Raw genomic sequence first — 24,921 nt, 5'->3', positions numbered from 1 at the left:
TCGGGAGGGATACAGTGAATTGGATACGTCCAGTGAATAGAGGAGAATCTGTTTTTAAAGTTAAAAATAATCGAATTATCTACTTTGCAAAATTATCTATTCCACTTAATGCCCTTATCGCAGTTGGGAAAATACTTTTAGGAATCTTTACGCTCTCCTTCTTTTTATGTATTAACGCCTTTTATAATATTGGCATCGCTGTTGCTAAGTATTACGCAGCCAAAGCACATGAGGACTCGAATCTTGATGATTCCAGCCCGGAGGAAATCCTAAAAAAACAATACGCGGCATACCGATTTATAGGCAATATTGTGCTCGCTTCAAGTGCGGTGTACATCATTTATTGCAGTAAGTTATTATTTGTTACAGGCAGCAGAACGCATTATCCTCACTATGCCGCCTTCATCATTGCTGCCGTTACCTTTACCGAAATCGCAGTATCTCTTGGGGGCGCCATTATGGCGAGACGGAATAATGAACCGGTCATTGAAGCCATCAAACTGACCAACTTCTCTTCATCATTGATCTCACTTTCATTAACACAAACTGCGATCATGTCATTTTCTTACAAAGGAGATCCTACCTTTTACAATGGACTGTCCGGCATCATTTTTGGTGCTCTGGCAGCACTCATCGGGCTGTATATGATTTTACGAACTCCGACAGGAGATTAGCCCATTTATAATCTGTTGAAAAGACATCTGCGTATAGTTGAGTCTAACTAAAGCTGGATGTTTTTTTGTTATATCAAGTCATTGTAAGAATAAGCACGAATTAAAGAGAACTGTTTGGCAAGGAAATGCGGTGCATAGGGCATGTCATTACGAAGCCAGGATACAATGGTACCAATCAGAGCTGAGGAACTGTACCAGATTGCGATCTCCTTATGAATACCCGCTTGTGAAAGAGAGCTTCCCAGCTCCAAGCTTTCGATCTTGGCCGAAACGAGTGTCGTTAGTAATTTCATGAGCCTCTCCGTAAAAATGGGGGTTCGTCTGGAAGCGAGAACGACACGATAGAATTTGGAATGATCAGCAAAGTGTTCAAGCAATTTTACAAGCACTGGCCAACCATCGTCTTTGGCAGCATCTTCAAATTGAGGAGCATATTCGTCCACAATTCGTTCAATGTGCTCGATCATCTCGTCCGCCATTTTCTCCATCATGTCTGTGATGTCACGATAATGCAGATAGAAAGTCACGCGGTTGATCGTCGCACGTTCTGCAATTCGATTGACGGATAGTTTCTCGATGTCCATTTCCTGCAACAGATCTACAAAAGCATCACGAATCAACTGTCTTGTACGAAGTATACGAGGATCTGTAGCAGACTTCTTTTCATTTTTCATGCAATATCACTCCTCAAATTTTAAAAATTACAATTTTAAATGATCAGTCGTTTATTTCCGAATTAGACGACATATTTTATTATTTCGTAAAATAAGCAACGAAAATACCCAAAATCGTAAATTGTAATCTACGGGAATATGTATATAATTCAATAAATACAATGTAAACTATACAACATGTTGTAAATTTAGTCACGTGTGGATTGAAAGGATGGAATGGATTGAGTCAGGCTAGATTAAAAGAAAGAGATGACGTAAAAAAGGGCCCCATACTGTTTGTTATGATTTTGGGTGCATTTCTTGCCACATTGAACCAAACCGTTATGAGCGTGGCAACTCCGGAGCTGATGGGGGATTTTAATATCTCAGCAGCAACAGCCCAATGGTTTACAACAGGCTACATGCTGGTGAATGGTGTACTCATTCCTATCACGGCCTATTTCATGCAACGCTTTTCGACACGGCAATTATTTCAAGCTTCGATGTTTATTTTCCTCATCGGTACGATTATATCTGCCCTTGCGAGTAATTTTGGTACACTGTTGACAGGACGTATGGTTCAAGCAGCCGGTGCTGGTATTATCATGCCATTGTTAATGCATGTCATTCTTACCTTGTTCACTCCTGAGAAAAGGGGCGCCGCGATGGGGATGGTCGGCTTTGCCATCATTTTCGCTCCAGCGATTGGGCCAACCCTTGCTGGATATATTCTTGAGAACTACACATGGCAAACGATGTTTTACGGGATGATCCCACTAACCGTTATTGTTATTGGTTTTGCGTTTGTATATCTCAAAAATGTATCGGAACGAATCAATCTCAAGTTCGACACACTCAGCGTGTTGCTGTCCACGATTGGATTCGGCGCATTGCTGTATGGCTTCAGCCGGGCAGGAACTCTGGGATGGTCAAGCGCAGAAGTAATCATATGCATTGCAGCAGGAGTCATTGCTCTTGGACTGTTCACATGGAGACAACTCGCGTCTGCAAATCCGCTGCTCGATCTGCGGGCTTTCAAGTATAATATGTTCTCACTGACCACAATCATTAATATCGCGATCACGATGATCATGTATGCTGATATGATGTTGCTTCCTTTATACCTCCAAAATGCACGGGGTTACACTGCATTGGAGTCCGGATTATTATTGCTTCCAGGGGCGCTTGTCATGGGCTTCCTGATGCCGATAACGGGTAGATTGTTTGACCGGTTTGGCGCAAAATGGCTGGCGATTATCGGGATGGTCATTACGATTGTAACCACCATCGGGTTCATCGATCTAACGGATTCTACTAGCTATACTTACCTAGTATTGATGTCAACAGGTCGCCGAATTGGTATGGCCTTGCTTATGATGCCTATCCAAACAGCAGGTTTGAATCAACTGCCACCAAGACTAGGACCACACGGTACAGCAATATCCAACACTGTCAGACAGGTAGCTGGCGCTGTGGGTACTTCATTGCTCGTAAGTGTAATGACCAGTCGCACAACAGCACATGTTCAAGATATGGTGGCAACGGGTGCAGCCAAAGGCTTAACCCAGCAGCAGTTGGGAATGGAATCCATGATCCAGGGAATTAATGATGCTTACGTTGTCATTATCGGCATTGCCGTTCTTGGATTGCTCCTTTCCTTCTTCATCAAACGTACCAAACAAGCGACGGAGGAAGACTCCAAACAGCCTGTAAGACAAAAAGTCTCGATGAATACAAATTAAGAGCAATATTTACATGAATTACATCATGTAGAGCCTATTGTATCTTATATAAAAAGCGGCAGATCAGGACACTAAGCTTTACGTCCAATCTGCCGCTTTTTTGTGGTGTATTACATAATATAAATGAACAATTTGCCTGCACACGTAAGTAAGAACAGCTGCGTTAACTCGTTCTCTCCATGAGGATCTGCCTGAATTGTTCGAGATACGATCTGCAGTCTTTGACAATCCTGTTTGCCTCACACTGAAGAGAAGACGATTCAAATTCCGTTTGAAACGCCTGTAGCGTTACTTCCAACATGGAGATATTGATCTCTTTCTGCTCAACTAAAACAAGCAGCCCTTTGGTCAGTTCTTTCGCTTTAATAGGTACTTCCAATTGGAGAATAGAATGACTGAATTTCTGAAGACCTGCAATCAGGTTATTTTTATCCAACACAATTTCTTTGGAATCAGGAGCGATCATCAAAAGACTTGGAAAATCTATAATATGCTCTTGTCTTTCCAGCATGGAACGAAGCAAGATTTCAATGTAGTTCAGGATTTTGGGCACAAGATGGTTCCAATCCGGTTGGTCAAGATGGAAGTTTCTCCACATGTTCGAGATTTGATGGATCATGCCAAAACCAAAAATAGCCCCTTCATAAGCAAAAGGTTTTAATTCTTTCCCAAATACCTGTACCAGTCGTTCAGATAACCAATTCAACTGCATGCGAGTCAAATTTTTCAGATCGCATTCCCCAGAGTAGAAGCCTGTCCAGAATAGCTCCACAACAAGCTTTTTTTCTGGCAAAATCATCGGCACCATAATCTGATCCACCAGTAAATCAAAATCGGAAGCATAGCTTTGGCTCTCCAAATCTTTGCGAATCATCATATCTTCCTGTACACGTTGCTCCAGAATGGCAAGAATACAATCATCCTTCGAGCCAAAGAATTTATAAAATGTTCCTTTGGACACACCTGACTCGTCTAGGATCATTTGTATGGAGGTGTTGGTCACTCCATGTTTCCCAAAGAGTACAAGCGCTGAGTCCAATAATATTTGTTTCCGCTTATTCATAAGTTCCCCCTGGATGATTTAGGTGGTTCACGTTACGATATCTAATAACCTATTGCAAATCCACTGCAAACATCACATGTTCCTTCCAAATCCCCTTGATTTTAATATTCTGCCGGTCCGTCTCCTGAAAGCCCGCCTTGCGAAGCACTCGAATCGATCCGGCATTGTCGGGCAGCGCACCTGCCTCCACTCGTTTTATGCCCGCTTCATTCATAGCAAAATCCAGTGCTAGCTGAAGGGATTCACTCATATATCCCTTGCCATTCTGCACCTGATCGAGCACATAACCAACAATCCATTTGGTGGTGGAATCCAGTTCAAGCTCGAACAGAGAGATCTCCCCAATAAGCTCATGCGTATGGTTCAGAAAGATCCCGAAAGAGTACCGTTTCCCCTCTTCCCTCGCCTTGTTCCAACCTTCAAGAAGGGCTCCTTGGCCCTCCAATGTATAGAATGTATCCGATCGTTCGCTTGCCGATATTTCTTCGAAAACAGCACGGTTACGGAACTGCAAATCCAGTAGTCCAGCAGCGTCTTCCACGTTCAAAAATCGTAAATAGATGCGTTCTCCACGATTGTTCATCTGTATGTTCATCCTTATCTCTGGTTGTAGTAGATTGCATTCATCAGTACGAGAGTTGCCGTTTATAAGCCATATCCCAGAACAGATATTCAAATTCAACACTTCTTCTGAATATGTCTTCAATGGCCTCCAGTTCCTGCTCGGTTTTATGTTCGCATAATGCATCCAGTGTATCATAGAACCATTCGAATGAGTCGCGGAATTCATCACTTGCATAATTTTCGATCCAAGTCTGATAGAAATTGCCCTCTAATGAATCTCGATATTGTTCTTTTAATCTTGTGGCATAGTCGAAATACGTCCACGCACAAGGGAAAATGACGGCGATGATTTCGGCAACCCCACCTGTTTGTGCAACACTCATCATATTCGACGTATACGCCTTGTTGTAAAGAGAGGGTTTGACAGCATGATTTCCATCCAGCGTAATCCCAAATTCATTCATATAATTTCGATGCAAATCCATTTCTTCGTACAGAATAGCGTGTTGAATCACCGTAAAGTTCGTCATCAGTTTTTCATCTGTCGCCTTCACCGCACCCATGGCAAAAATCTTCGCATATTCAATCAGATATGTATAGTCCTGAAGAAGATAAAACTTAAACGCTTCCTGATCCAGTGTGCCTTTCCCCATTTCATGTAAAAAAGGATGGTTGTATCCATCTTCCCATACGTTTCTGGACTTATCTTTTAACGTTCTTGAAAATGACATGATCATTTCTCCTTGTATTAAAATTATAATGTCCCCGCTTCACATCCAGCTATCGCGTTCTGTCATCCAAAATGCAGACCAAAAAGCCCTTGTCCTATTTTCGGCAAGGGCAAAATAACATGAGTACATGTCATTTGCTCCCTACGTCAGTATTAACTAACAGGTTCAAAGGGTCAGGTTTTAACCTTCTCAACTGCGAACAGTCCCCCTGCAAATAGCTCAGGCTTATTACAACATGTGTTTTTCCAAATGTCAATCCATTCCTATTAATCTTCAAGTTCCCCTAAATCTTCTTGCAACTTCTTATGGCGGTTGCGGATATCCTTAATCATACTTTGCAATTTGTTTAACTCATCTACCCATTTTTGCTCATTAGAGACGTTCGTCGCTGAATTTGAATGATACGCCGGAGACGTCTTTAACTTGTTTAAATCCGATTCGTAACCCCTCCGCTCTTCCTCGGCTTTTGCTAATTCCTCCTCGGTGATGCCAATCTGGTGCTCCAGATAAATAATGTCTGATGAGTTACCGTGAGTTAAGCGCTGTGAATACGTCATCGTTCACCTCATTTCTGATGATCCATTGCTTTTCCAAGGTCATATGGCTGAATATCGATATCCAATTTCATACCCAGAGCCAATTTGGCAAGTTGACTTCCAATAAAAGGCCCCATCGTTAGCCCAGATGCACCAAGCCCGTTGGCTGTGATTAAGCCATTCCAACCAGGAACAGCACCCATTACCGGAAGAAAACCTGGTGTAAACGGACGGAAACCTACTCTTACTTCCTGAAACGTGCTATCGGCTAAACCTGGAGCCAGTTCCAATCCTTTATTCAAAATTTCCTGCATTCCGCCTGCGGTTACTCTTATATCATAGCCTTCAATATCATTTTCGTGAGTCGCCCCGATCACAATCTTCTGTTGATCAAAGGCTAACAGATATTGATCCGAAGGAGGCATGACCACAGGCCAGTTCCCAGTGTCTTCTCGATCATGAACCTGCAAATGCATAATTTGCGCCTTCTGATAATGAACCTTAAAATCAATGCCCAAGGGCTTCAACAGTTCACTAGCCCAAGCGCCGGCACACACAATAACCTCGTCAGCCGATATGACTTTACCGTCAACAACCACTCCAGTTACTCGGTCCGATTCATATTGAAGTGTCGCGTCCCCATTAATCAGGACCGCTTCATTTCGCTGTGCCGATCGGATTAAGGCATCACGCAGTGCACGTCCATCGATACGCGCAGCACCACTGATGTAGACGGACTGAAAGTTCTCCTCCATGAGAGGAAAACGCTCATGGGTTTCTTTTGCATCCAGACGGGTAATATCGGCAATCTCCGGTGCATCTTCTTTACGAAGGTGTGCTCGCTCCTGCATCTTGTTGATTTTCTCTACTTCCGTATGAATACTAAGAGCACCCACTTGAGCGTAACCCGTTTCCGTTTCCCCTTCACTCTTGAGTTCTTCAATCAAACCGGGATAAAAACGTGCACCAGCCTTGGCAAGCTGATACCAATCCTGATTACGGCGCTGAGATAACCAGGGACAGATGATCCCGGCAGCAGCATCCGTAGCCTGCCCTCGATCTTTCCGGTCTATAATAAGAACTTCCGCACCCCGTTTTGCCAATTGATATGCTGTGGAAGCCCCAAGAATTCCTGATCCTACGACGATGACTTTCTTCATGACTGCATCCCTTTCCTAAATCACTGTATCCATTATAGCGTATACTGTTTGGTCTGATAATGGCAAGGCATCGACATGATGATACATAATCCTAAAAGGTTTTCGATAAGTCGTTCATCGAAGTAAATAGTTCGTTTAAATTAATGTTATTTATGTAATATAATTCAAATCAGGTTTCTTTTAACTCTGTATCCGCGCCATTTACGCACACGACCTTTAACGAAATGAGGAATAACACAACGATGCCGAAACCTAGTACGGGGAATTCACTGGATACCGATATGCCGCTTATGATTACAGGTCAAAACCAGCTGACCGTAGATGAATTAATGAATTGGAACGGCCATTCACGGGATTACAGTATTGTGCAGTGTATCGGGGGAACAGGGAAAATTGCAGCCCAAAATCATGAGTTTTCGATTCGGAAAGGAACAGCTCTTATTATGTTCCCGGAGGTCACATACCGTTACGACAATCTGAGTGATTCATTGTTGTTCGATTGTTTGTCCTTTAATGGCTATTTATTGCCCCGGTTTCTGCATACCTTGCAGATCGGGGAGCTGCGCGCCTTCAAGCCGGATGGGATGCTTCATATCCTGTTGCATGAAATAACGTTGGCGCTACAGTCCCGGCACAAGGATCAGATCTGGCACGTATCCGCATTGCTATACATGCTACTGGTCAGGTTAAACATTGATGGAGATCGTTATGGTGCTTATGAACGCTCGGATGCCCGATTAAAGCTGGGTGGACTGGTTACTTTTATCAAGCAAAATTATGATCAGGATATCTCGCTCTCCATGCTGGCTCAGCAAATGGACGTCACCGAACAGCATTTGAATCGGATATTCAAAAAGGAATTCCAAATGACTCCGCTTGATTATCTGACACGGTATCGGTTATTGAAAGCCAAAGAAATGCTCGTCCATGACGCCGGAATAACGGCCCACGAGATTGCCCGGGCTGTTGGTTTCAACAGCGCCAGTTATTTTGGATCCGTATTCAAAAAATATGAAGGAATCTCCCCTATCGAGTTACGCAAGCAATACCAGAGTTAAAGGATTTCCATCGTGATCTCTGCCAGCGAGGTTAACCGCAGATCATACTTCGAGAATTCCAGATTACGCGTTACCTCGTTAGGCACAATGACACAGCGGATCCCCGCGGCTTTGGCTGCCTTCAGTCCATTCGGTGAGTCTTCGAACACAACCGCTTCGGATGCCCCGATCCCGAGACTCTCCAGGGCGAGCAGATACAATTCCGGGTCCGGTTTAACCCTCTTGACGTCCTCGGCTGTATGAATGACATCGAATAGTTCGAAAATGCCGAGTGTGCGCAAATAACCATGAACCCAATCCCGGGTAGAGCTGGAAGCAACGGCAAGTTGAATTCCCTTTTTACGGGCAGACCGGAGCAACTCATGCACGCCTGGAAGAATTGCTGCCTGTCCCAGGTATGCTTCGTATTTCTGTTCAGAGAGCAACTTGATATGATCGTGATCGATCGGTTTTTGCAGCGCTTGCTCCAGGTATAGAAAAGGATGAAATTCTTCAAACGATGTTCCTACGTTTTTCGACCAAAGCTCCAGCCCAAGTTCAAGTCCATGCTCTTTATAAATATCGCGAAAAGCATAGAACCAGGGAGTCTCCGTGTCCACAATAAGTCCATCAAAATCCAAAATAAAGGCTTTTACCATTCCGCTTTTCTCCCTCCAATGATCAGCCGATTGGCGGGAAAATGGGCTTAGAAGCGTGCAGTCACGTCCGGACGGGTAACATTCATCGATAAGAAGTGACAGGTGCATCCCGTTCCGGCTGGTGACTGTCCAACAATTCCAGCCCGGATCTCCCCCTCTATCGGCATGCCGAAATATCGAATTAATTTCCACTCCACCCCATCGGGTGAATAAAAAAATGAAATGCAGTCCTCCACTTTGCGTATGCGCAGATAAGGATTCGTTACGGGAACTTCAACCGAATTGCAATCGTCGGATGAACCTTCCTTCGTTACTACCGACACAATGGTAGCTGCTTTTCCATCATACTCAAAACAAAGCTTGCACCAGTTTCGTTCATCCGCCATCACCATCAAACATCCGGAATCATACTGATGTTGCATGTCCACGGTTAGCTGGGTCGTCATTTCAAAATCGTTAGGCACCGGCATCGACAGAAATGGCGCGGTTGCACGGATGTGTTTACCCGCTGGGTCCTGGAAAAAGTCTGTATCAGCCTGAGCTTCTACAATTAGAACGCCTTGATCGGTATAAGACCAGGTCTTCGGCTCATTAATCCAGTTCATTTGGTTTCTTGTTTCTGTTGCAAATACGTTTGTCATTTCTATGCCTCCCAGGTTCATTTTCTGTATTATATATTCGTTCGTTATACAGAAAACCCCTTCTCCTACATATTTTTGTAAGAACTGATCACTTGGGAGTGTTTCTGGGGATCAGGGAGGAATAACATAATGACCATGAGTACGATGTAAAATATAAGAATGACACTGAATAACAGCACAGGATTATAGTGATACAGTAGCCCTGTCAGGTAACCTGATGGAATCGCGGTTAACGTCATGACGGTCTGCACTGCCGAGAACATATCCGCTTTTTCATGTGTACCCAATCGGTTCATAAGCAGTGAGTCCCGGTACGTTTGTAAGATGAAATTGCCTGCCGCCAGTACAATTAGAGTCAGAAATAACATGGCTATATTTCCCGCAGGGATCAACAGAAAAAGTATTGCCCCCACTGTACTCAAAATGATCGAGAAACTGACATACTTCTCTTCTGAACGCCGTTTCAGACGCGGGATAATGACCAAATACAAGAGCATGACGGTTACAGCGGTGACGACCGGGATAAATGAAATAATCTGATCATTGAATTTTAATTGTTCCTTGAAAAAAATCACCTGAAAAAAGTTCAGCTGCAGGATCAGATTGGAAAGCACCGTGATGAGAATAATCGGTAAAAGTCTCCGTTTGTAGAATGATTTGCCGAAAAGTCGCATACTGGAAGCCAGACTCTGGATCACCCGGGTCTGGCTATGCATTCCCATAAGTTCCTTCCCTACTGCGGTCTCATCCGTATATCGGTTGCGAATGAAGAACATGACGGTCATGAGGATGCCACCGACAAAATAAATACTGGCTAGTGTTGGCACAATGCCAACATCAGCAATCACTACCCCGGCGATCGGTGTCAGTACTCCAGCACCAGTAATGATCATGTTGAGAATGGCGAATACCTTGGATCGTTTATGTTCCTCAACATCCTCAATAATTAGACAGTTGAAGGAAACCGTCACAAATTTGGAGGTTGCATTCAGCAGGTAAGCGATCAGAAACAACCAAAAATTCTGGGAGAAAGCCCAGATGAACATGGGAACACTCCAAGCAATCAGATCAAAAATCAGTGTTGTTCGCTTGCGGCCAAGCTTATTCGTGATTGAACCCGCAAATAACTGAAATATAAAGGCAAAATAAAGATTCACCGAATTGATCAAACCAATTTCAATATCCGAAAGTCCGGCTTCCTTCATATATAAGGGAGCATAAAAAAGAACAATCGTGCCCGGAATGGCCCATACCGGTTCAAGTAAGATGGAGTACCGCGGATTTCTCGGCAAATCCTGTAGCAGCTTCAATCGATATCTCCCCCTTTTCTGCGGTGGTTTTCACCGCTGCGAACTCCTTCTTTTCGCAGCGGCAAACCCGACAATGTCTACATGCTTACAAGATCAGAGCTGTTTTAACCGAATTCATGGGCAATTTCTCTCCGCTACGCAGATGATACCCAATTGTCCCATTGAATGCCTGTTCATAATCACTCAGCAGTTCCTTGGAGGTAACCATTTGCTCCAGTTCCGGAATACTTTGTGCAAATTTCAATGCTGTACTGATCATCGAGTGATTAGCTACCGCACCAATGATACTAATACCATCATTAATTACGGCAGTTGATTTGAACGTCACCTCATAGCTGTCGTCATAACCCATAGGAATGATCTTGCCGCCTTTGGCAATCATCTCAAATCCCACATGAAGCTGGTTACCAACCGCGTCCACTACAATATCAAACTTCTTGTTATTATTGATCTCGTATACTTTATCCAGTGTCAGATCCTGAGGATAGAACACATGATCCGCGATCTCTGAAGCGAACTCTTTGCGGAATGGATCAACTTCCGTTCCTACAGTAAGCCTTGCCAATCGTTTGCTCACAAGCTGACACAGAGAACCGATTGCACCAGAACCGAGGACCAGTACAGAGTCACTTGGCTTAGTCCCTGCTTTCATGAACGTCTGAAGTACACATCCCAGTGGTTCGATCATCATAGCGGTTTCCCAGCTCATGGAATCCGGGATGGCATAGATATACTTCTCATCCCCTACGTAATATTCTGCAAATGTACCGTGCGTCGTCATCCCTACTTGATAGTCATCAAAATTCTCGCAATAGATGAAAAGACCTTCACGGCAATAGGAGCAGGTACCGCAAGATTGCGTGGGATCAACCAATACCCGATCACCTATCTTGAAGCCACGAACTTCGTCGCCCACCTCAACCACTGTACCTACACCTTCATGACCAATAATCGTTCCTTTATTCGCCGGCACTTTGCCTTTGACAATATTCAGGTCTGTACCGCAGATGCCTGAACCATAGATTTTAATTTTTACCTGGTTTGGTTTTTGTATGGTTGGCTCATCAATATCCTGGTAAGTCACCTGTTTAAGATCCTGATATACGAGTGCTTTCATTGAATATTCCTCCTAGTCGATGTTCTTATTTGAATAAAATTTTAAACGTTTTCGTAAATCTCAATTCGAAAGGTGTTCCTGTTTCAGCATTTCTTTCCAGTCGGAAAGTGTCTGCAAGAGAGCTTCCTCCACCCACAATAATTCATCCCGGGTATGAGCATCTGAGAAAATAAAGTACCCTTTGGTAAAAATTCCGAAGTGGGCCATTCTTTTGACCATAAACTCACGGAACGGATCGGTGTGAAAGTTTTCCTCCGAAATAGAGCTAATGGAGAAGCTAGCATAGGTACCCTTCAACACCAATTGATCGGTTAATCCAAGAAGTACGAGTTCAGCTTCAATCAGATCCATAATTCGAATGGTGGCCTCGCGCCAGCTAGGCCATACTTTAGCGCTTTTCATCAATCGCTCACATGCAATCGCTGCCGCAAGCGCAGTGGTCTCGCTGGAATGCGCATTGCTGAATCTGACCTGTCCTGATAATGACATCAGATGTTCTGGTCCCATTACGGCTGCGAGTGGCAGTCCATTTGCCATGCCTTTGGAAATACAAAGCAGATCCGGCCAGATGTCATACTCCCCAGCTGTAGCTTGCTTGCCCATTCGAATGCCGGAGGTGACTTCATCAAATATGACAATGATATCTAAGGACCTACATAGGGATACAACTTGCGCCAACGGCTCACGTTTCCATTCATTTGGACAAAGGACAATGCAGGCGATATCCTCGGGAGAGGATTGGATTTGGGCCTCGATACGCTCTGGTGAGGGCTTATCTATCCAGATTGTTGTGCGCTCGATATCCACGGGGATGCCTCGTTCTTTCGTTTCGCGGCCATAGTATCCATACGCAGACCAGTCATGCCAGCCATGATAGGCCGTCGCGATGACCCTGCTTTTTCCACTTCCCGCACGAGCCAGACGTACGGCTCCACTGACTGCATCGGCGCCGCTTTTGGTGAAACGTAATGAGGGGTAGCGACCTTCAAATCGTTCCAAAATCAGTTCAGCGCATTCAAGTTCAATGTCAGCAGGAATAGAATAACTTGTCCCTTTTTTCAGCTGATGGATGACGGTTAGTTGAACTTCATGCCGTGCATGTCCCCATGGCGCCGTACCCATGGCCATCTCACAATCCAACCATTCATTTCCATCGATATCTATAAAACGGGAATTGCGTGCCTCTGCGCAGCATACGGGTGTATATCCCGGAAATAATCGTTCTGGTGCTTTGGCTAACGTACTGCATCCGCTCGGAATAACCTTTTCGACATGTTCCAACCACTCCAGATTCCGTGTAAACCTTACGGCACGATCCAGCGTGCTCTCTTTTGATTTCACCTTTGGTTCCTCCCTGTTTACTTGGTTTGTGAGTTAGCGAACTTTGGAGCCTGGCCAGCAGCCATCATATATGCGATCCATGGTAATGACATTGCCATACAGATCAATAATCAGATCTTTAGCCCGATGAGCATGTCTCATCTCGATCCAGTACCGGTTTTCCAACAACCGGGCGAAATTGTCCACCAGAAACAATAATCGGTTCTCGCTATGAATCAGCTCCTTACCCAGAACCTGCGGCAGCCAGATCGCTCCATTAGAGTTAAAGCGGTTGGAATAGTCACGTACCTCAGCAACAGGTGCAATGTCAGCTTCCTCCAGCTTGGTCCAGAACGTATCCGCGTCACTGCGAACTTCTGCAAGATCAATGCCAACGATAGGCAGATGTTGATATTCACTCTGGCTATCCAGCTGTTCTTTCAGATGACCGAATACGAATGGCCAAACATCGGCCTCAATTTCTCCACCCCACTTTTTCCAGAAACGTGCAAGATTGTTTTTCCGGTTAAAGTTGCGATGAATGCCACTGCTCCGTTCCCAGTGATAGGCGAGAATATTCGGATTAATGACCGTATCATATCCGGCTGCCCGTGCTCGCATCTGATAATCAAAATCCTCATATCCGTTAAAGAACTTCTCATCCAGCTCGCCTACCGTTTCATACACTTCCCTCTTCATGCCGAACATGGCGAATACAACAAGCTGAACTGAAAATGTTTCCTTCGGAATGTCTTCAGGCGAAGCGTTCAGAAATAAGTGGCGGCCAATTGTATCGGCAAATGCAATACCACAATGCTGCACACCTCCCGTTTGCGGATAGAGCAGAACACCGCCAATCATACCGATCGTAATGTCGCTGTCCATCGTCTCTTTCATCATTGATTGCCAGTTCGGTTGAAGAATCGTATCGGAATCCAGGAAGAAAATATAATCCCCCTCTGCTCGCCGAAGTGCGCTATTGATTGATACAGCACAACCGAGTGGAAAATCATGCTGAAGAATTTCAATCGTTACACCTTCTCTAACCTCTTGTTTCAGCTTCTCCAAATGCTGTAAGACAGCAGAACCGGAACCATCGTTGATAAAAATGATTTGAGTGGACGGGCTTACTGTCCGTAGCAATGAGTCCGTGAAAAGGTTCAAAATGTTATAGTCCTGGTTAACTGGCACAATAATGGTGTAAAGCATGGAATCCCTCCTGTTGGATATGATGGAATGCGTGCAAAAGCGAGTTGAAACGGTATCGCGTTCAGTGCAGATTATCGACCTCCTTGTCGCAAATTCACTGTCTTAATTTGGTAATAATTTGAATCTACTAGAAATTTATATCATTTTTTGTAAGTTTGAAATCTTAAATTCTGAACTCTGTTAAAATTTGAATATGTACCGAAAAGAAAATATGCACCTTTCAATTAGCGCCCATAGCTATCTCTCCACGCAAAAAAACACCTCCACAGTGAGTCTCGTATCCAATGACACGACTGACTCCACAATGGGGTGTTATATTGCATTATTGTATGTTGTTATAAGGTAGAGCCTACTTATCTGGCCCTAAAGCCATGATAGAACGTATCCACAACCAGCGAAGCTGCTGATTTACGCGCAATATCACCACTTACAACCTGCTGCCACGTCAGAAACAGGATAGAATACAGCACATCTACAATCCAGTTTTTATTGACATCCTGGCGAAAATAATTCTTTTGCTGCAACAAGCTGACCGCATGCAGTATAGGCTCTCTCAGCTTCAAATCTGCTCCCTCAATCTCAGGATTATAGTGTATAGCTGCATTATGGGTAAGGAAAAATATTTTATCTCCTAACGGAATAAGCACTTCAATCAGCTGTGGAATATATGTTTCACAGTTTTCCTCATCCAGCTGAATGTTTTGCATGGCCTCACTGACCACCTCAATCGCACGCAAGCCCAGATAAACCATTAATTGTTCACGACTCTCCACGTAACGATGAAGAGTCGCAATGCCGATTTTTGCAGAGTCTGCGATATCATTCATGGATGCGTTGGGCTTTTCAATCAGCAGTTTGGTTGCTTCGTCCAGGATGGAATTAAGTCTCGTTTGCTTCATCGATGTCATTTCTTTTTTCAACGGGTTTACACCTCTTGGGGAGTTTATTCTATAAATTGATTCAATGATTTATCATTTGATTGGAATGTGACTTTAAAATTATAGCATAATTCCTCATAATTCCGATGTCTGAACACTAACAAGCATCACCTATGATTGGTTATGTATTGCAAAGATAGATGTAATGATTAAAAGCCGCCAAGCGGCGGCTCTTAGAATTTATATCTTTTTTCTTTCCCTGTTGCTTATAGCTCGATAATTCTTGTTGCAATATTTGCGCAAAAATCACTGTCATGCTCTACAAACAGAAGGGTTGGGGAGTACTCCAGCAGCAAGTCTTCAATTTGCATGCGAGAGATGACATCTACAAAATTGAGAGGTTCATCCCAAATGTGCAAATGAGCTTGCTCACTGAGACTTTTAGCAATCAGCACTTTCTTTTTTTGGCCAGCGCTATACGTTGAGATATTCTTCTCCAATTGCAACCTAGAAAAATCCAGCTTTCTTAGGATGGATTTAAACAGGCTTTCATCGATTCCCTGCGTGACAGCATAGTCAGATAAATGGCCTCCGAGATTCGACGTGTCCTGCGACACATACGAGATTTTAAGCTGGTGATCCTTTCGAAAATAACCTGTATAAGGGATATTCTCATGACAAATCAGTTTAAGGATGCTTGATTTCCCCGATCCGTTTTTACCATAAAGCGCAATACGATCCCCTTGTTCAACTGTGAAACTCACGTCCTTACATACCATATTGGAGCCGTATGCAATCGACACATGTTCCAATTCGACAAGTTCTTTTTTGTGAAAATCCAGTTGATGAATCTGTAGACGTTCTGCACTCTCAATATTTTTCAGAAGTTTGGACTTCTCATGAATGGCGGATTGCTGTCTCTGCTCGATATTTTTGGAACGTTTCATCATTTTGGCAGCCTTGTGTCCAATATAGCCTTTATCCACCTTAGAACCGGAATTTCTCGTACCATTTTTGGTTCTTTCCACTTCATGCGACCATCCACCCGTCCGTTTGGCAGAATCGGATAAACGCTTGATGTCCTTTATTAATTTTTCATTATTTGCAAGTTCAAACTGATCTTGCCTTTGTTTATTTTCCCACCAAGCGGAGAAGTTCCCTTTCTGAATCTCGATGTTATTTTTATTAATGGACAGGATGTGGTCTACGCTGTTATCCAAAAAGGATCGATCATGTGACACCAGAATAAATCCACTTTTGCTGCGAAGATAATTACTAACGAGTTTTCTGGCATGAATATCGAGATGATTGGTAGGTTCATCAATGAGCAAAAATCGATTATCCTTCAGAAACAAGGCAGCCAGCATCACCTTCGTTTGTTCTCCGTTAGACAAGGAATCGAAAGGCCGATACAGGATATCTTCCGAAACTTTTAACAGGTTAAGCTCACGCACAAGCTGCCATTGTAAATATTCAGGATAGACATCTTCAATGATATCGAGGGTCATAGCTCCTTTATTCTCAACCTGAAAAGGAAAGTACTCAAAGCTGACATTCGCAGAAATAGTTCCGCTGTATTCATATTTACCAAGCAGCAGTTGGAGGAATGTCGTTTTACCTCTGCCGTTCCTTCCGGTAAAGCCCAATTTCCAATCGGAGTCCAGCTGAAAACTCACATTTTCAAATATATTATCGTAACTGCCATCATAGGCAAAGGTTAGGTTGGTAACGTTGATTAAAGACATAAAGATCATCCTTTTTATGTGAAATATAAAAGTTAACCGACGGGGTATTTACCACGACATGGTCCCTCACTTTATATTTGAACATAATCAGAATTTCAGTCCGCCCTTGAATGAATGACACATTCCTTCTGTCATAGTGATTAGAATATCCTCAAATGAAAAAACGCAAAAAAGCCCCCATTCACCGGTGCTTTTTTGCGTTACATCAACCTGACTATACGATAAAGAAACCTGGCGTCCAAAAATTTAACGCCAAGATGATCTATGCATAGGAGGATAAAGTGCCGGATTCTGATTAGTTATGTTGTGAACCATGTCAGTGTTCATGTTCGTTGACAGGTTCACATAAACATCTACAACCTCTAATTCAGTCATCGCTCTATCCCCCTTTAAAAGCTCCACAATTTAATATCAGAAACTTAACATGGAATACAGCCATGGGTCAAGGCGAGAAATCATGTCGATCCTTTTAAACTCCACCTTACACCCGACCCTCATGGATTTATAGTCACCATGCGCTGTATTCAATTTATTTCAATTTTTAAACGGCCGCATACAGCGGTTTGTACACCGGATGCCACATGGCAGCTTTTACCGCCTCTTCAACGTCTTTCAGCTCTACACGCGCAACGCCATCTTCCACTGCCGCCTTAGCGACCGCCACTGCAACTTTGTACGAAACAGCATGTAGTTCTTTCACTCTTGGCAGAAGTGGAGCACCTGGTGCAGAGGAATCTACCGAATTAGCTACGGCCACTGCAGCTGCGGTGAACATGTTTTTAGTGAATTTAGATGCTTTTGCAACAATCGCTCCCAGACCCAAACCAGGGAACACAAAAGCATTATTCGATTGACCAATTTCATATAAAGTGTCATTAAACATGACAGATTCAAATGGACTGCCTGTTGCAATCAATGCTTTGCCATCCGTCCATTCAATCAGACTTCTTGGTGCTGCTTCGGCAAGTGAGGTCGGGTTGGACATTGGCATAATGATTGGACGTTCCACATGCTTCGCCATTTCTTTGATAACTTGTTCATTAAAGGCACCTGTCACACCAGAAGTGCCGATCAGAATCGTTGGTTTGATCTGTTTCACAGCTTCCAGCAAGCTGACCTGCCCTTGCTCATTCAATGCCCAATCTTCCACTTCCGCAGCTTTACGCACATATGGTTTCTGGAATTCAAATAGGCCTTCCGTCTCATCGGTAAGGATTCCACGGTAATCGAAAGCCCAGAACCGGTTCTCCGCTTCCTCCCTCTTAAGCCCTTCTTCCATCATGGCGTCAAGAATCTGATCCGCGTTACCAATACCAGCGGCCCCTGGTCCAAATACAAGGATACGATGCTCACGAAGTGGCACACCCGTCACTTGAACTCCGGACATAATCGCCGCAAGTGTAACCGCACCCGTTCCCTGAATATCATCATTAAACGTAAGCAGTTCTTCCCCATATTTCTGTATAATATTTCTGGCATTCACGCTGCCCAGGTCTTCCCAATGAAGCAAGATATCCGGGAACCACTTTGTTGTTTCTTTCACAAAGGCTTCGATAAATTGTTCATATTTTTCCCCGCGAATCCGTTCATGACGGTTGCCCACATACAATGGATCATTCAGTAATTTGGGATTATTGGTTCCAACATCCAGCACAACAGGCAATACGCGGCTTGGGTCAACGCCTACGGCTGCTGTGTATACCGCAAGTTTACCAATGGCAATTTTAATGCCGCCAACGCCCCAGTCTCCGATGCCCAGAATACTTTCCGAGTCGGTCACCACAATCAAATCCACATCTCCAGCATGTAATCCACTGTTGCGGAAAGCTTCTTCCAGTCCATCCATATCATTAATGGATAAATATAAACCACCCGGTCTGTGGTACTGATGGCTGTATTCCTGGATGGCTTGTCCGACCGTAGGTGTATACACAATCGGCAGCATTTCACTAAGGTGATCCTTCATTAGACGGTAGAATAGTACAATATTTCGGTTGAACAAATCACTAAGCATGATGCTTTTCCGCAAATTATCCGATTCATTCTGCAATTGCTGATATACTCGACTCACTTGTTCTTCAATATTTAAAACCATCGGTGGCAAGATGCCATTCAGGTTGAGCTCTCTTCTTTCTTCTTCGTTAAAGGCAGTACCCTTGTTCAACATGGGATTGGACAGAACATCCTTACCTTTCAAAGAGGTTTTTAAGTTTCCATTGGAATCCACAAAAAATGAGTTCATTTACTAATTGCCTTCTTTCATGATGTCTCTTGACGTTACGTCTTTTTAATGTATTTTTAACACTTAATAACTTTTGGTTAGTTATGGTTCTTCCGATGACAATTATAAAATATTTTCTATGGTATGTAAACGAACTCATGAAACTTTCATGAATGAAATTCAATTTCATTTCGATAAATAAAATTTATCACTTTGTCATTTTTCAACAAATTCATTTTATAGTCAGATTATCGTAGAATACAAAAAAAGCCACGAAATTTCGTGGCTTCAGTGGATTTAATTTATAGTTTTCCAAATGATGGACGAGGTCCTTTGGTTGGATCTTCCCCTTCGATGAGACAGTATGCTTCAAGTGTGATTCCACCTGGCGCCTGAAGATAAAAGGTGTAGGAACCATGAACAATAGCCGGGCTTTCTACCTGAATTCCATCGTTCTTGAGACGTTGGTTCAAGTTATCCACCTCTTCCTTACTGTCTTGTGGGAACCCTACATGGAAAGTTTCTGGATATTTGATATCCTTGCCATACATTAAGTTTAATAAAAATCCATCGTCGTCGGTCATAGCCGCAAATGCTTTACCTGCATTGACGTAACAGGTTAATCCAAAATATGTTTCGAGAAAATGTTGAACCTCAATAACGTCAGTTACCGTTAAGTTTAAGTGATTAATTTTCATATGAACTGCCTCGATTCTTCTATCAATTTATCTCGAAAATAAAGTATCTAGATTATCAAGATAAATTAATTCTAAACCAGTTCATACTTCTAGTCAATGTAGACCCTGAATCATTTTAATGGAAGTATTTATCCCAACGCTGCGTTCAACAGTCAAATTCACGGAACATAGGCATCCTCTACCTCAACCTTTCGTTCATTTCCGTTTACAATGTATCTTACGTGAATGACATTTCCTTTCTGAAATTGGGGAATATGTGTAACCGGGATATATGTCTCTACAATCGTGGGAAAGGTACGGCCGTCAACTTGGGTTACGGTCAAATCCAGTCGCACTCCAGGCCTTCCATCCATACTGGATGAAGTTTGTGTAATATCATGAATAACCGCCTCTGCGGGAATTCCCTCCGTTAAAATGCTTTTTTGAAAATGCTGTTTGTGTTTATTGTTACGAAGCAGTTTAAATATCATAACCATAGTGATTGTGCCTGTTATAATCCCAAAACCAATAACAGCAACAATAGTAATTAATGCAGTCGTCATAATGGCCTCCTTTTATTTGAAACTTATGTTTACTATTCCTTGGTTATATCTCTTATTCCTTCAAAATTTGTTTTAAATGGAAATCATTCATGCCAAAAAAGCCACCTTTTTGGTGGCTTCATACAGTTTATGACGTTTTTAAAGTTTTGAAGTTTCTATAATACTGGCCTAAACTGTAGCAGTATATGTTCAACTTAATCTACTTTCGCACCATAAGAGCGTACAAACAGAACAGCTTGTTCGCGATCCAAACGTACGCCTTTAATATCCAATGATTTCAGATCGATTCCTTCCAGATTAGCGCCTCTAAGATCGGCCCCTTGCAGCTTGGCTCTGCTTAAAACTGCTCTTGTGAGATCACAGTCTCTCAGATCCGCTTTGGTAAAATTCGTGTCCGTAAAGTCGGCTTCAAAGAAACGAATTCCTCGCAAATCCTGTTTGCCCAATCGGGTATGTCTCAGATTCGTATAAGACCAATCACCCTGACTTAGTGTAATACCATCCATTTGTGCACCGGAAAAGTCCGATCCCGTCATCTTGCAGGAGGTGAATTTGGAAGCAAATAGATTAGCACCACCAAATAAGCAGTTTTCAAACGCCGATTCTCTATGAATGGAGCCATTCATGGAAGCACCTTTAAAGTCACATTCGATAAAACGGCAGTTGCTTGTCTCGATTTCTTCCATCGAAGCGTTCATAAAGGTACACTGTTTGAAAACACAGCTGATTAGTTCTCCATAACGCAAATCACGTCCCTCAAAATGTACAGCTTCATATTCCTGATCCTTATATTGATACATCACGTACACCCCATCTTGTATGATTATCATGTGTTCACCATTAAAAGAGCTTTTTATAATATACCATACGGATGTCAAGTACCTGCTTAAACGTCTGCAAAAGTCAAGTCACTTTTTTATAGAAAACGGAGCTGCTTCAAATAAAAAAACCGCGAAAATCGCGGCTTTTGGCTCCATAAATGTGTTTAGCTAGTACTTTAATCGGATATGAACAGGGATACTTAACGATGTGTCTCTGTCCTTGTCTCTCTGGTCTTTACCTTGTTCTTCTTGCACAACCCACTGTCTGCCAACTAACAATTGCAGCAACTCGGTCTCTTGCAAGGTCAAATGAATATCTTTCAGTGTCAGATCTTCCTGGATATAATCCTGATCTGCCTTGAGATCGAACCGGAAATAGAGCAGTCTTTTCAGGGCGTTAATATGCAAAAATTTGAATTCATAAACCCTGCTGCGTATGGCCTCTTCCCAGTTGTCTCCCACTTCAGCTGCTGTGTCCAGTCTCTCCACCAGATCCATCGTTGGTTCCTTGATCTTGGATAACAACGAAGAGAACTCTTTTCTCTGTAAACGATCAATGATTAATTCGCTCGGTTCACCGCTCGTCAGAACATTTTCGACTAGCAGAGCTACAGGAATGGATAACTGAACACGGCTCATGCTCCGCCCTCTCCATCTTTGAGATATTGATTAAACCAGGCATTGACCTGTTCAAAGCTATCCACGCGCAGCGAGGGTTTTCCGCTTTTGATCAACGTGTGATTGGAGCCTGGATATCGAATCAGTTTGGTCGTTTTTCCATATCGTTTTAACGTAGTATATAACTCCTCCGCCTGTGCGATCGGTGTACGATAATCCTGCTCTCCATGCATAATCAGAAGTGGCGTTTCAATCTTGTGCGCATGAGCAAGGGGAGAACGGGCCCATAACATGTCTGCATGTTCTGTCGGATTGCCGCCAATTACCCCCTCCACATAGGAGATTCCAATATCACTGGTTCCATACAGGGACAACCAATTGGATATACAACGCTGCGTTACTGCCGCCTTAAATCGATGGGTATGAGCTACGATCCAGTTAGTCATGACGCCTCCGTAACTGCCTCCACCAATACCAAGACGTGTTTCATCCAGAAAATCATATGTTGCCAGTGCATAGTCCACCGCCTCAAGCAGATCACGACAGTCTCCCCCGGCAAAATCTCCTCGGCAAGCTCTGGCGAATTCCTGCCCGTATCCCATACTTCCCCGGGGATTTACCCATAGAACGGCATATCCCTGTGCAGCAAGTGTCTGCATTTCGTGGCTGAAGATGCCTGTATACATGGCGTGCGGTCCACCATGAATCTGTAATATCATCGGCACTTTCGTGTCCGATTTCTGCATAACCGGCTTCATCAACCAACCTTGAATGGGCCATCCGTCCGACGATGTAAACTCGACACGCTCAGGTACATTGACTTCCAAGCCTGCCAAAAATTCATCGTTTCGCCGAGTGAGTCTGAACATATCACTACTGTTAATATCCACACGGTACAGTTCTCCAGGGTGATCCTCAGTCAATGCGCCAATGACCAGCGTCTTACCATCAGGTGACAGGGTATATTGGTATACATCCTTCTCCCCGCTTCCCGTCACGGCTTGGCAATACCCATCCTCGGTGATTTGATACAGGTCCACATTTCCACCCTGGGTGCCCAGTACATATGTCGTACGTTGCGCATGATGGTCATCTATCAGTGGCGACGGAGATGGGCTTGCCGATTTCATATCCCCAAGTGCTGCGTTCCCCAACTGCATATCAACATCAGGTGCCAGCTGCTTTGGAATACCTCCACTACTCGGCACTTCATATAGTCTGTTGTGACTGCCACTTCCGTACTCTCGGTCGCTGGCAATCAGAATCAGTTGCTCTCCATCGGGTGAATATGCGAACTGGCTCACCTGAAGACTGGAATCCGTTACTCTGCGCTGCTCACCGCTTGCCAGATTCACGGTATGTACATCCGCAAAGTACAACAGATCGGCATCCAGCCCCTCATCCTGTACCTGCTTAGAAATAAAGGAAATAGCCTGACCGTCTGGCGACCATACCGGAGCAGCAACATTCCATGATCCGGTTGTTACCTGTGTAATGGTTCCATTTCCGATCTCATATACAAACAGATGGCTATACAGACCATCCCACCAGCCGGAGCCTTCTGCCTTGGGTGTCGTGCGCTCAAAGACCTTGCCTCTCAGGGGAGTTACTTTAACTTTAGGTGATTCGTTTGTCTTTGATGTTTTGTCAGTTATCGCTTCAACTTTGCTTGTAAACGCAATATATTGCCCATCCGGGGACCAGACAAATTGTAAAAGCTTGCGCTCAGGGGAGATGAGATTTATAGCCTTTGTATCACCTGACGCAAGGGCCCATAACCCTTTACCCCCACTTTCCAATCGTAAAAAAGCGAGTTGTGTTCCATCTGGTGACCAAGAAGGAGATGAATCCTTTACGCCGTCTGTAAGCGGCTTGTCCCCACTACCATCAAGTGAAACGCCACGAATTTGCGTAATATACTCATTTTTCTGCTGATCAATCGTCTGTTCAACGTATGCCACCTGACCATCTTGATTGATTACAGGCTCGCTAACCCAGCCGTATTGAACTAAGTCCTCTGGCAAGATCGGTCTTTTGTTCATGTGCATGGCTCCCTTCTCCGTTCATCTTATTTCTTGTTTGTATCCGTACGTGGATCAAGTACATCGCGCAGCCAATCTCCCAGGAAAATGACACCAAGAACCGTCAGCGTAATTGCTAGTCCAGGGAAAGTTGCCACCCACCAGCTTGTTGCAACATATTGTCTTCCATCACTGAGCATGCCTCCCCAGGAAATGTCAGGTGGTTTAATGCCCAGGCCCAGGAAACTGAGCGAAGCTTCCATAATAATCGTGGTCCCAACATTCATACCGCAGATCACGATAAAGGAAGATAAAATATTCGGCAGAATGTGTTTTAGAATCAATCTCCCATTCTTGGCACCGATTGATCTGGCAGCGTGAACAAAGTCCCGTTCCTTGATACTCAACACTTCACTGCGGACCACACGGGTGAAAGGCACCCAGTTCGTCACACCGATAACCAAAATCAGCGTCGTAATCCCTGGCCCTACAATAGCCATCACAACGAGCATAAACAGAATCGTAGGGATAGCCATGAATGCATCACCCACGCGCATAATAACCGCATCCAGCCATTTTCCGTAAAATCCGGACAAGAGACCAAGAATAGCACCAATGATTCCGGACACGATGACTGCTCCCATACCTACAATTAATGAAACCCGCGCACCATATACGATTCGGCTCCACATGTCCCTGCCCAGATTATCCGTACCCAGCCAGTATTCAGCCGTTCCCCCATCAAGCCAAGCTGGCGGTTTAAGACGATTGAGAGGATTCACTGCACCAGGATCATGACTCGTTAACAGAGGTGCACATATGGCGATTAACACAACCAACAATACGAGCACAGCGCCAAATATTCCGGTCTTGCTGATGATCAGTTGTCTCCAGATATAGCGAAGTCCTGTTGGTGTACGTACATTCTCTTGTTCCTGTTCTGCACCCGGCATTGGCATTT

Annotated in this window: 24 protein-coding genes and 1 riboswitch; of the genes, 3 read left to right on the top strand and 21 right to left on the bottom strand. The window is 43.8% G+C overall.

Annotated features, from left to right (window positions below):
• Nucleotides 1-14: 14 nt before the first annotated feature.
• Nucleotides 15-674 carry a hypothetical protein gene (locus BLS14_RS04335; protein ID WP_063565185.1) on the top strand — a complete coding sequence of 220 codons (660 nt, stop codon included), beginning with the start codon at nt 15-17 and terminating at the stop codon, nt 672-674.
• Between the two features lie 68 nt (nt 675-742).
• Here the strand turns inward: BLS14_RS04335 and BLS14_RS04330 are convergent, their stop codons facing one another.
• Nucleotides 743-1,348 (bottom strand): TetR/AcrR family transcriptional regulator, encoded by a 606-nt coding sequence (locus BLS14_RS04330; RefSeq protein WP_064638644.1) that lies wholly within the window; start codon nt 1,346-1,348, stop codon nt 743-745.
• Nucleotides 1,349-1,629: 281 nt separating this feature from the next.
• On the opposite strand from BLS14_RS04330, the gene BLS14_RS04325 reads away from it, so the two are divergent.
• Nucleotides 1,630-3,069: a DHA2 family efflux MFS transporter permease subunit gene (locus BLS14_RS04325; protein WP_063565244.1), complete on the top strand. Its 1,440-nt coding sequence runs from the start codon at nt 1,630-1,632 to the stop codon at nt 3,067-3,069.
• A gap of 163 nt (nt 3,070-3,232) precedes the next feature.
• Here BLS14_RS04325 and BLS14_RS04320 read toward each other — a convergent pair whose 3' ends face one another.
• The 5 genes from BLS14_RS04320 to BLS14_RS04300 form a co-directional block, all read right to left on the bottom strand.
• Nucleotides 3,233-4,132 (bottom strand): TetR/AcrR family transcriptional regulator, encoded by a 900-nt coding sequence (locus tag BLS14_RS04320; RefSeq protein ID WP_090949707.1) that lies wholly within the window; start codon nt 4,130-4,132, stop codon nt 3,233-3,235.
• A 49-nt stretch (nt 4,133-4,181) separates the two neighbouring features.
• On the bottom strand, nt 4,182-4,727 hold the full coding sequence (locus tag BLS14_RS04315) for a GNAT family N-acetyltransferase (RefSeq protein ID WP_256336140.1): 546 nt from the start codon (nt 4,725-4,727) through the stop codon (nt 4,182-4,184).
• 31 nt (nt 4,728-4,758) lie between these two features.
• Nucleotides 4,759-5,427 carry a thiaminase II gene (tenA, locus tag BLS14_RS04310; protein ID WP_090949701.1) on the bottom strand — a complete coding sequence of 223 codons (669 nt, stop codon included), beginning with the start codon at nt 5,425-5,427 and terminating at the stop codon, nt 4,759-4,761.
• Nucleotides 5,428-5,548: 121 nt separating this feature from the next.
• Nucleotides 5,549-5,647: riboswitch (TPP riboswitch) on the bottom strand.
• A gap of 46 nt (nt 5,648-5,693) precedes the next feature.
• On the bottom strand, nt 5,694-5,984 hold the full coding sequence (locus BLS14_RS04305) for a hypothetical protein (RefSeq protein ID WP_090949699.1): 291 nt from the start codon (nt 5,982-5,984) through the stop codon (nt 5,694-5,696).
• 8 nt (nt 5,985-5,992) lie between these two features.
• Complete coding sequence (locus BLS14_RS04300; RefSeq protein ID WP_090949696.1) at nt 5,993-7,123, bottom strand: NAD(P)/FAD-dependent oxidoreductase; 1,131 nt, start codon at nt 7,121-7,123, stop codon at nt 5,993-5,995.
• A gap of 242 nt (nt 7,124-7,365) precedes the next feature.
• Here BLS14_RS04300 and BLS14_RS04295 point away from each other — a divergent pair, with 242 nt between their 5' ends.
• Nucleotides 7,366-8,181, top strand: a complete 816-nt coding sequence (locus BLS14_RS04295; RefSeq protein ID WP_176854335.1) for an AraC family transcriptional regulator — start codon at nt 7,366-7,368, stop codon at nt 8,179-8,181.
• On the opposite strand, the gene BLS14_RS04290 is transcribed toward BLS14_RS04295, so the two are convergent.
• From BLS14_RS04290 to BLS14_RS04220, 15 genes are all read right to left on the bottom strand, one after another.
• The gene (locus tag BLS14_RS04290; RefSeq protein ID WP_063565193.1) at nt 8,178-8,819 is read right to left on the bottom strand and encodes an HAD family hydrolase; all 642 of its coding nucleotides are present in this window, start codon (nt 8,817-8,819) and stop codon (nt 8,178-8,180) included. The two genes, BLS14_RS04295 and BLS14_RS04290, sit on opposite strands and share 4 nt — an antisense overlap.
• Nucleotides 8,820-8,866: 47 nt before the next feature.
• Nucleotides 8,867-9,460 (bottom strand): DUF1349 domain-containing protein, encoded by a 594-nt coding sequence (locus BLS14_RS04285; RefSeq protein ID WP_072732719.1) that lies wholly within the window; start codon nt 9,458-9,460, stop codon nt 8,867-8,869.
• Nucleotides 9,461-9,525: 65 nt separating this feature from the next.
• Nucleotides 9,526-10,770: an MFS transporter gene (locus BLS14_RS04280; protein WP_072732718.1), complete on the bottom strand. Its 1,245-nt coding sequence runs from the start codon at nt 10,768-10,770 to the stop codon at nt 9,526-9,528.
• 85 nt (nt 10,771-10,855) lie between these two features.
• Complete coding sequence (locus tag BLS14_RS04275; RefSeq protein WP_063565196.1) at nt 10,856-11,887, bottom strand: zinc-dependent alcohol dehydrogenase; 1,032 nt, start codon at nt 11,885-11,887, stop codon at nt 10,856-10,858.
• Nucleotides 11,888-11,947: 60 nt separating this feature from the next.
• Nucleotides 11,948-13,228, bottom strand: coding sequence for an aminotransferase class III-fold pyridoxal phosphate-dependent enzyme (locus tag BLS14_RS04270; protein WP_072732716.1), 1,281 nt, complete (start codon nt 13,226-13,228; stop codon nt 11,948-11,950).
• Nucleotides 13,229-13,261: 33 nt separating this feature from the next.
• Nucleotides 13,262-14,416, bottom strand: a complete 1,155-nt coding sequence (locus BLS14_RS04265) for a glycosyltransferase family 2 protein (protein WP_090949691.1) — start codon at nt 14,414-14,416, stop codon at nt 13,262-13,264.
• Nucleotides 14,417-14,769: 353 nt separating this feature from the next.
• Nucleotides 14,770-15,336 carry a TetR/AcrR family transcriptional regulator gene (locus tag BLS14_RS04260; RefSeq protein WP_090949689.1) on the bottom strand — a complete coding sequence of 189 codons (567 nt, stop codon included), beginning with the start codon at nt 15,334-15,336 and terminating at the stop codon, nt 14,770-14,772.
• Between the two features lie 224 nt (nt 15,337-15,560).
• On the bottom strand, nt 15,561-17,039 hold the full coding sequence (locus tag BLS14_RS04255; protein ID WP_090949687.1) for an Lsa family ABC-F type ribosomal protection protein: 1,479 nt from the start codon (nt 17,037-17,039) through the stop codon (nt 15,561-15,563).
• A 541-nt stretch (nt 17,040-17,580) separates the two neighbouring features.
• Nucleotides 17,581-19,281 carry an NAD-dependent malic enzyme gene (locus tag BLS14_RS04250; RefSeq protein WP_090949684.1) on the bottom strand — a complete coding sequence of 567 codons (1,701 nt, stop codon included), beginning with the start codon at nt 19,279-19,281 and terminating at the stop codon, nt 17,581-17,583.
• Nucleotides 19,282-19,562: 281 nt separating this feature from the next.
• Nucleotides 19,563-19,958: a VOC family protein gene (locus BLS14_RS04245; protein WP_063565201.1), complete on the bottom strand. Its 396-nt coding sequence runs from the start codon at nt 19,956-19,958 to the stop codon at nt 19,563-19,565.
• 158 nt (nt 19,959-20,116) lie between these two features.
• Complete coding sequence (locus BLS14_RS04240; RefSeq protein WP_063565202.1) at nt 20,117-20,500, bottom strand: hypothetical protein; 384 nt, start codon at nt 20,498-20,500, stop codon at nt 20,117-20,119.
• 194 nt (nt 20,501-20,694) lie between these two features.
• Complete coding sequence (locus BLS14_RS04235) at nt 20,695-21,300, bottom strand: pentapeptide repeat-containing protein (protein ID WP_090949682.1); 606 nt, start codon at nt 21,298-21,300, stop codon at nt 20,695-20,697.
• A gap of 189 nt (nt 21,301-21,489) precedes the next feature.
• On the bottom strand, nt 21,490-21,960 hold the full coding sequence (locus BLS14_RS04230; RefSeq protein ID WP_090949680.1) for a hypothetical protein: 471 nt from the start codon (nt 21,958-21,960) through the stop codon (nt 21,490-21,492).
• Complete coding sequence (locus BLS14_RS04225) at nt 21,957-23,981, bottom strand: alpha/beta hydrolase family protein (protein WP_090950209.1); 2,025 nt, start codon at nt 23,979-23,981, stop codon at nt 21,957-21,959. The genes BLS14_RS04230 and BLS14_RS04225 overlap by 4 nt, the downstream gene beginning before the upstream one ends.
• A gap of 26 nt (nt 23,982-24,007) precedes the next feature.
• Complete coding sequence (locus BLS14_RS04220) at nt 24,008-24,913, bottom strand: ABC transporter permease (protein WP_371121424.1); 906 nt, start codon at nt 24,911-24,913, stop codon at nt 24,008-24,010.
• Nucleotides 24,914-24,921: the final 8 nt, after the last annotated feature.

It is taken from the genome of Paenibacillus sp. OK060 (genome assembly GCF_900101205.1).
Taxonomy (GTDB): Bacteria; Bacillota; Bacilli; order Paenibacillales; family Paenibacillaceae; genus Paenibacillus; species Paenibacillus marchantiae.
The sequence above is the reverse complement of the archived record's forward strand: the minus strand, read 5'-3'. Positions and strand labels throughout refer to the sequence as shown.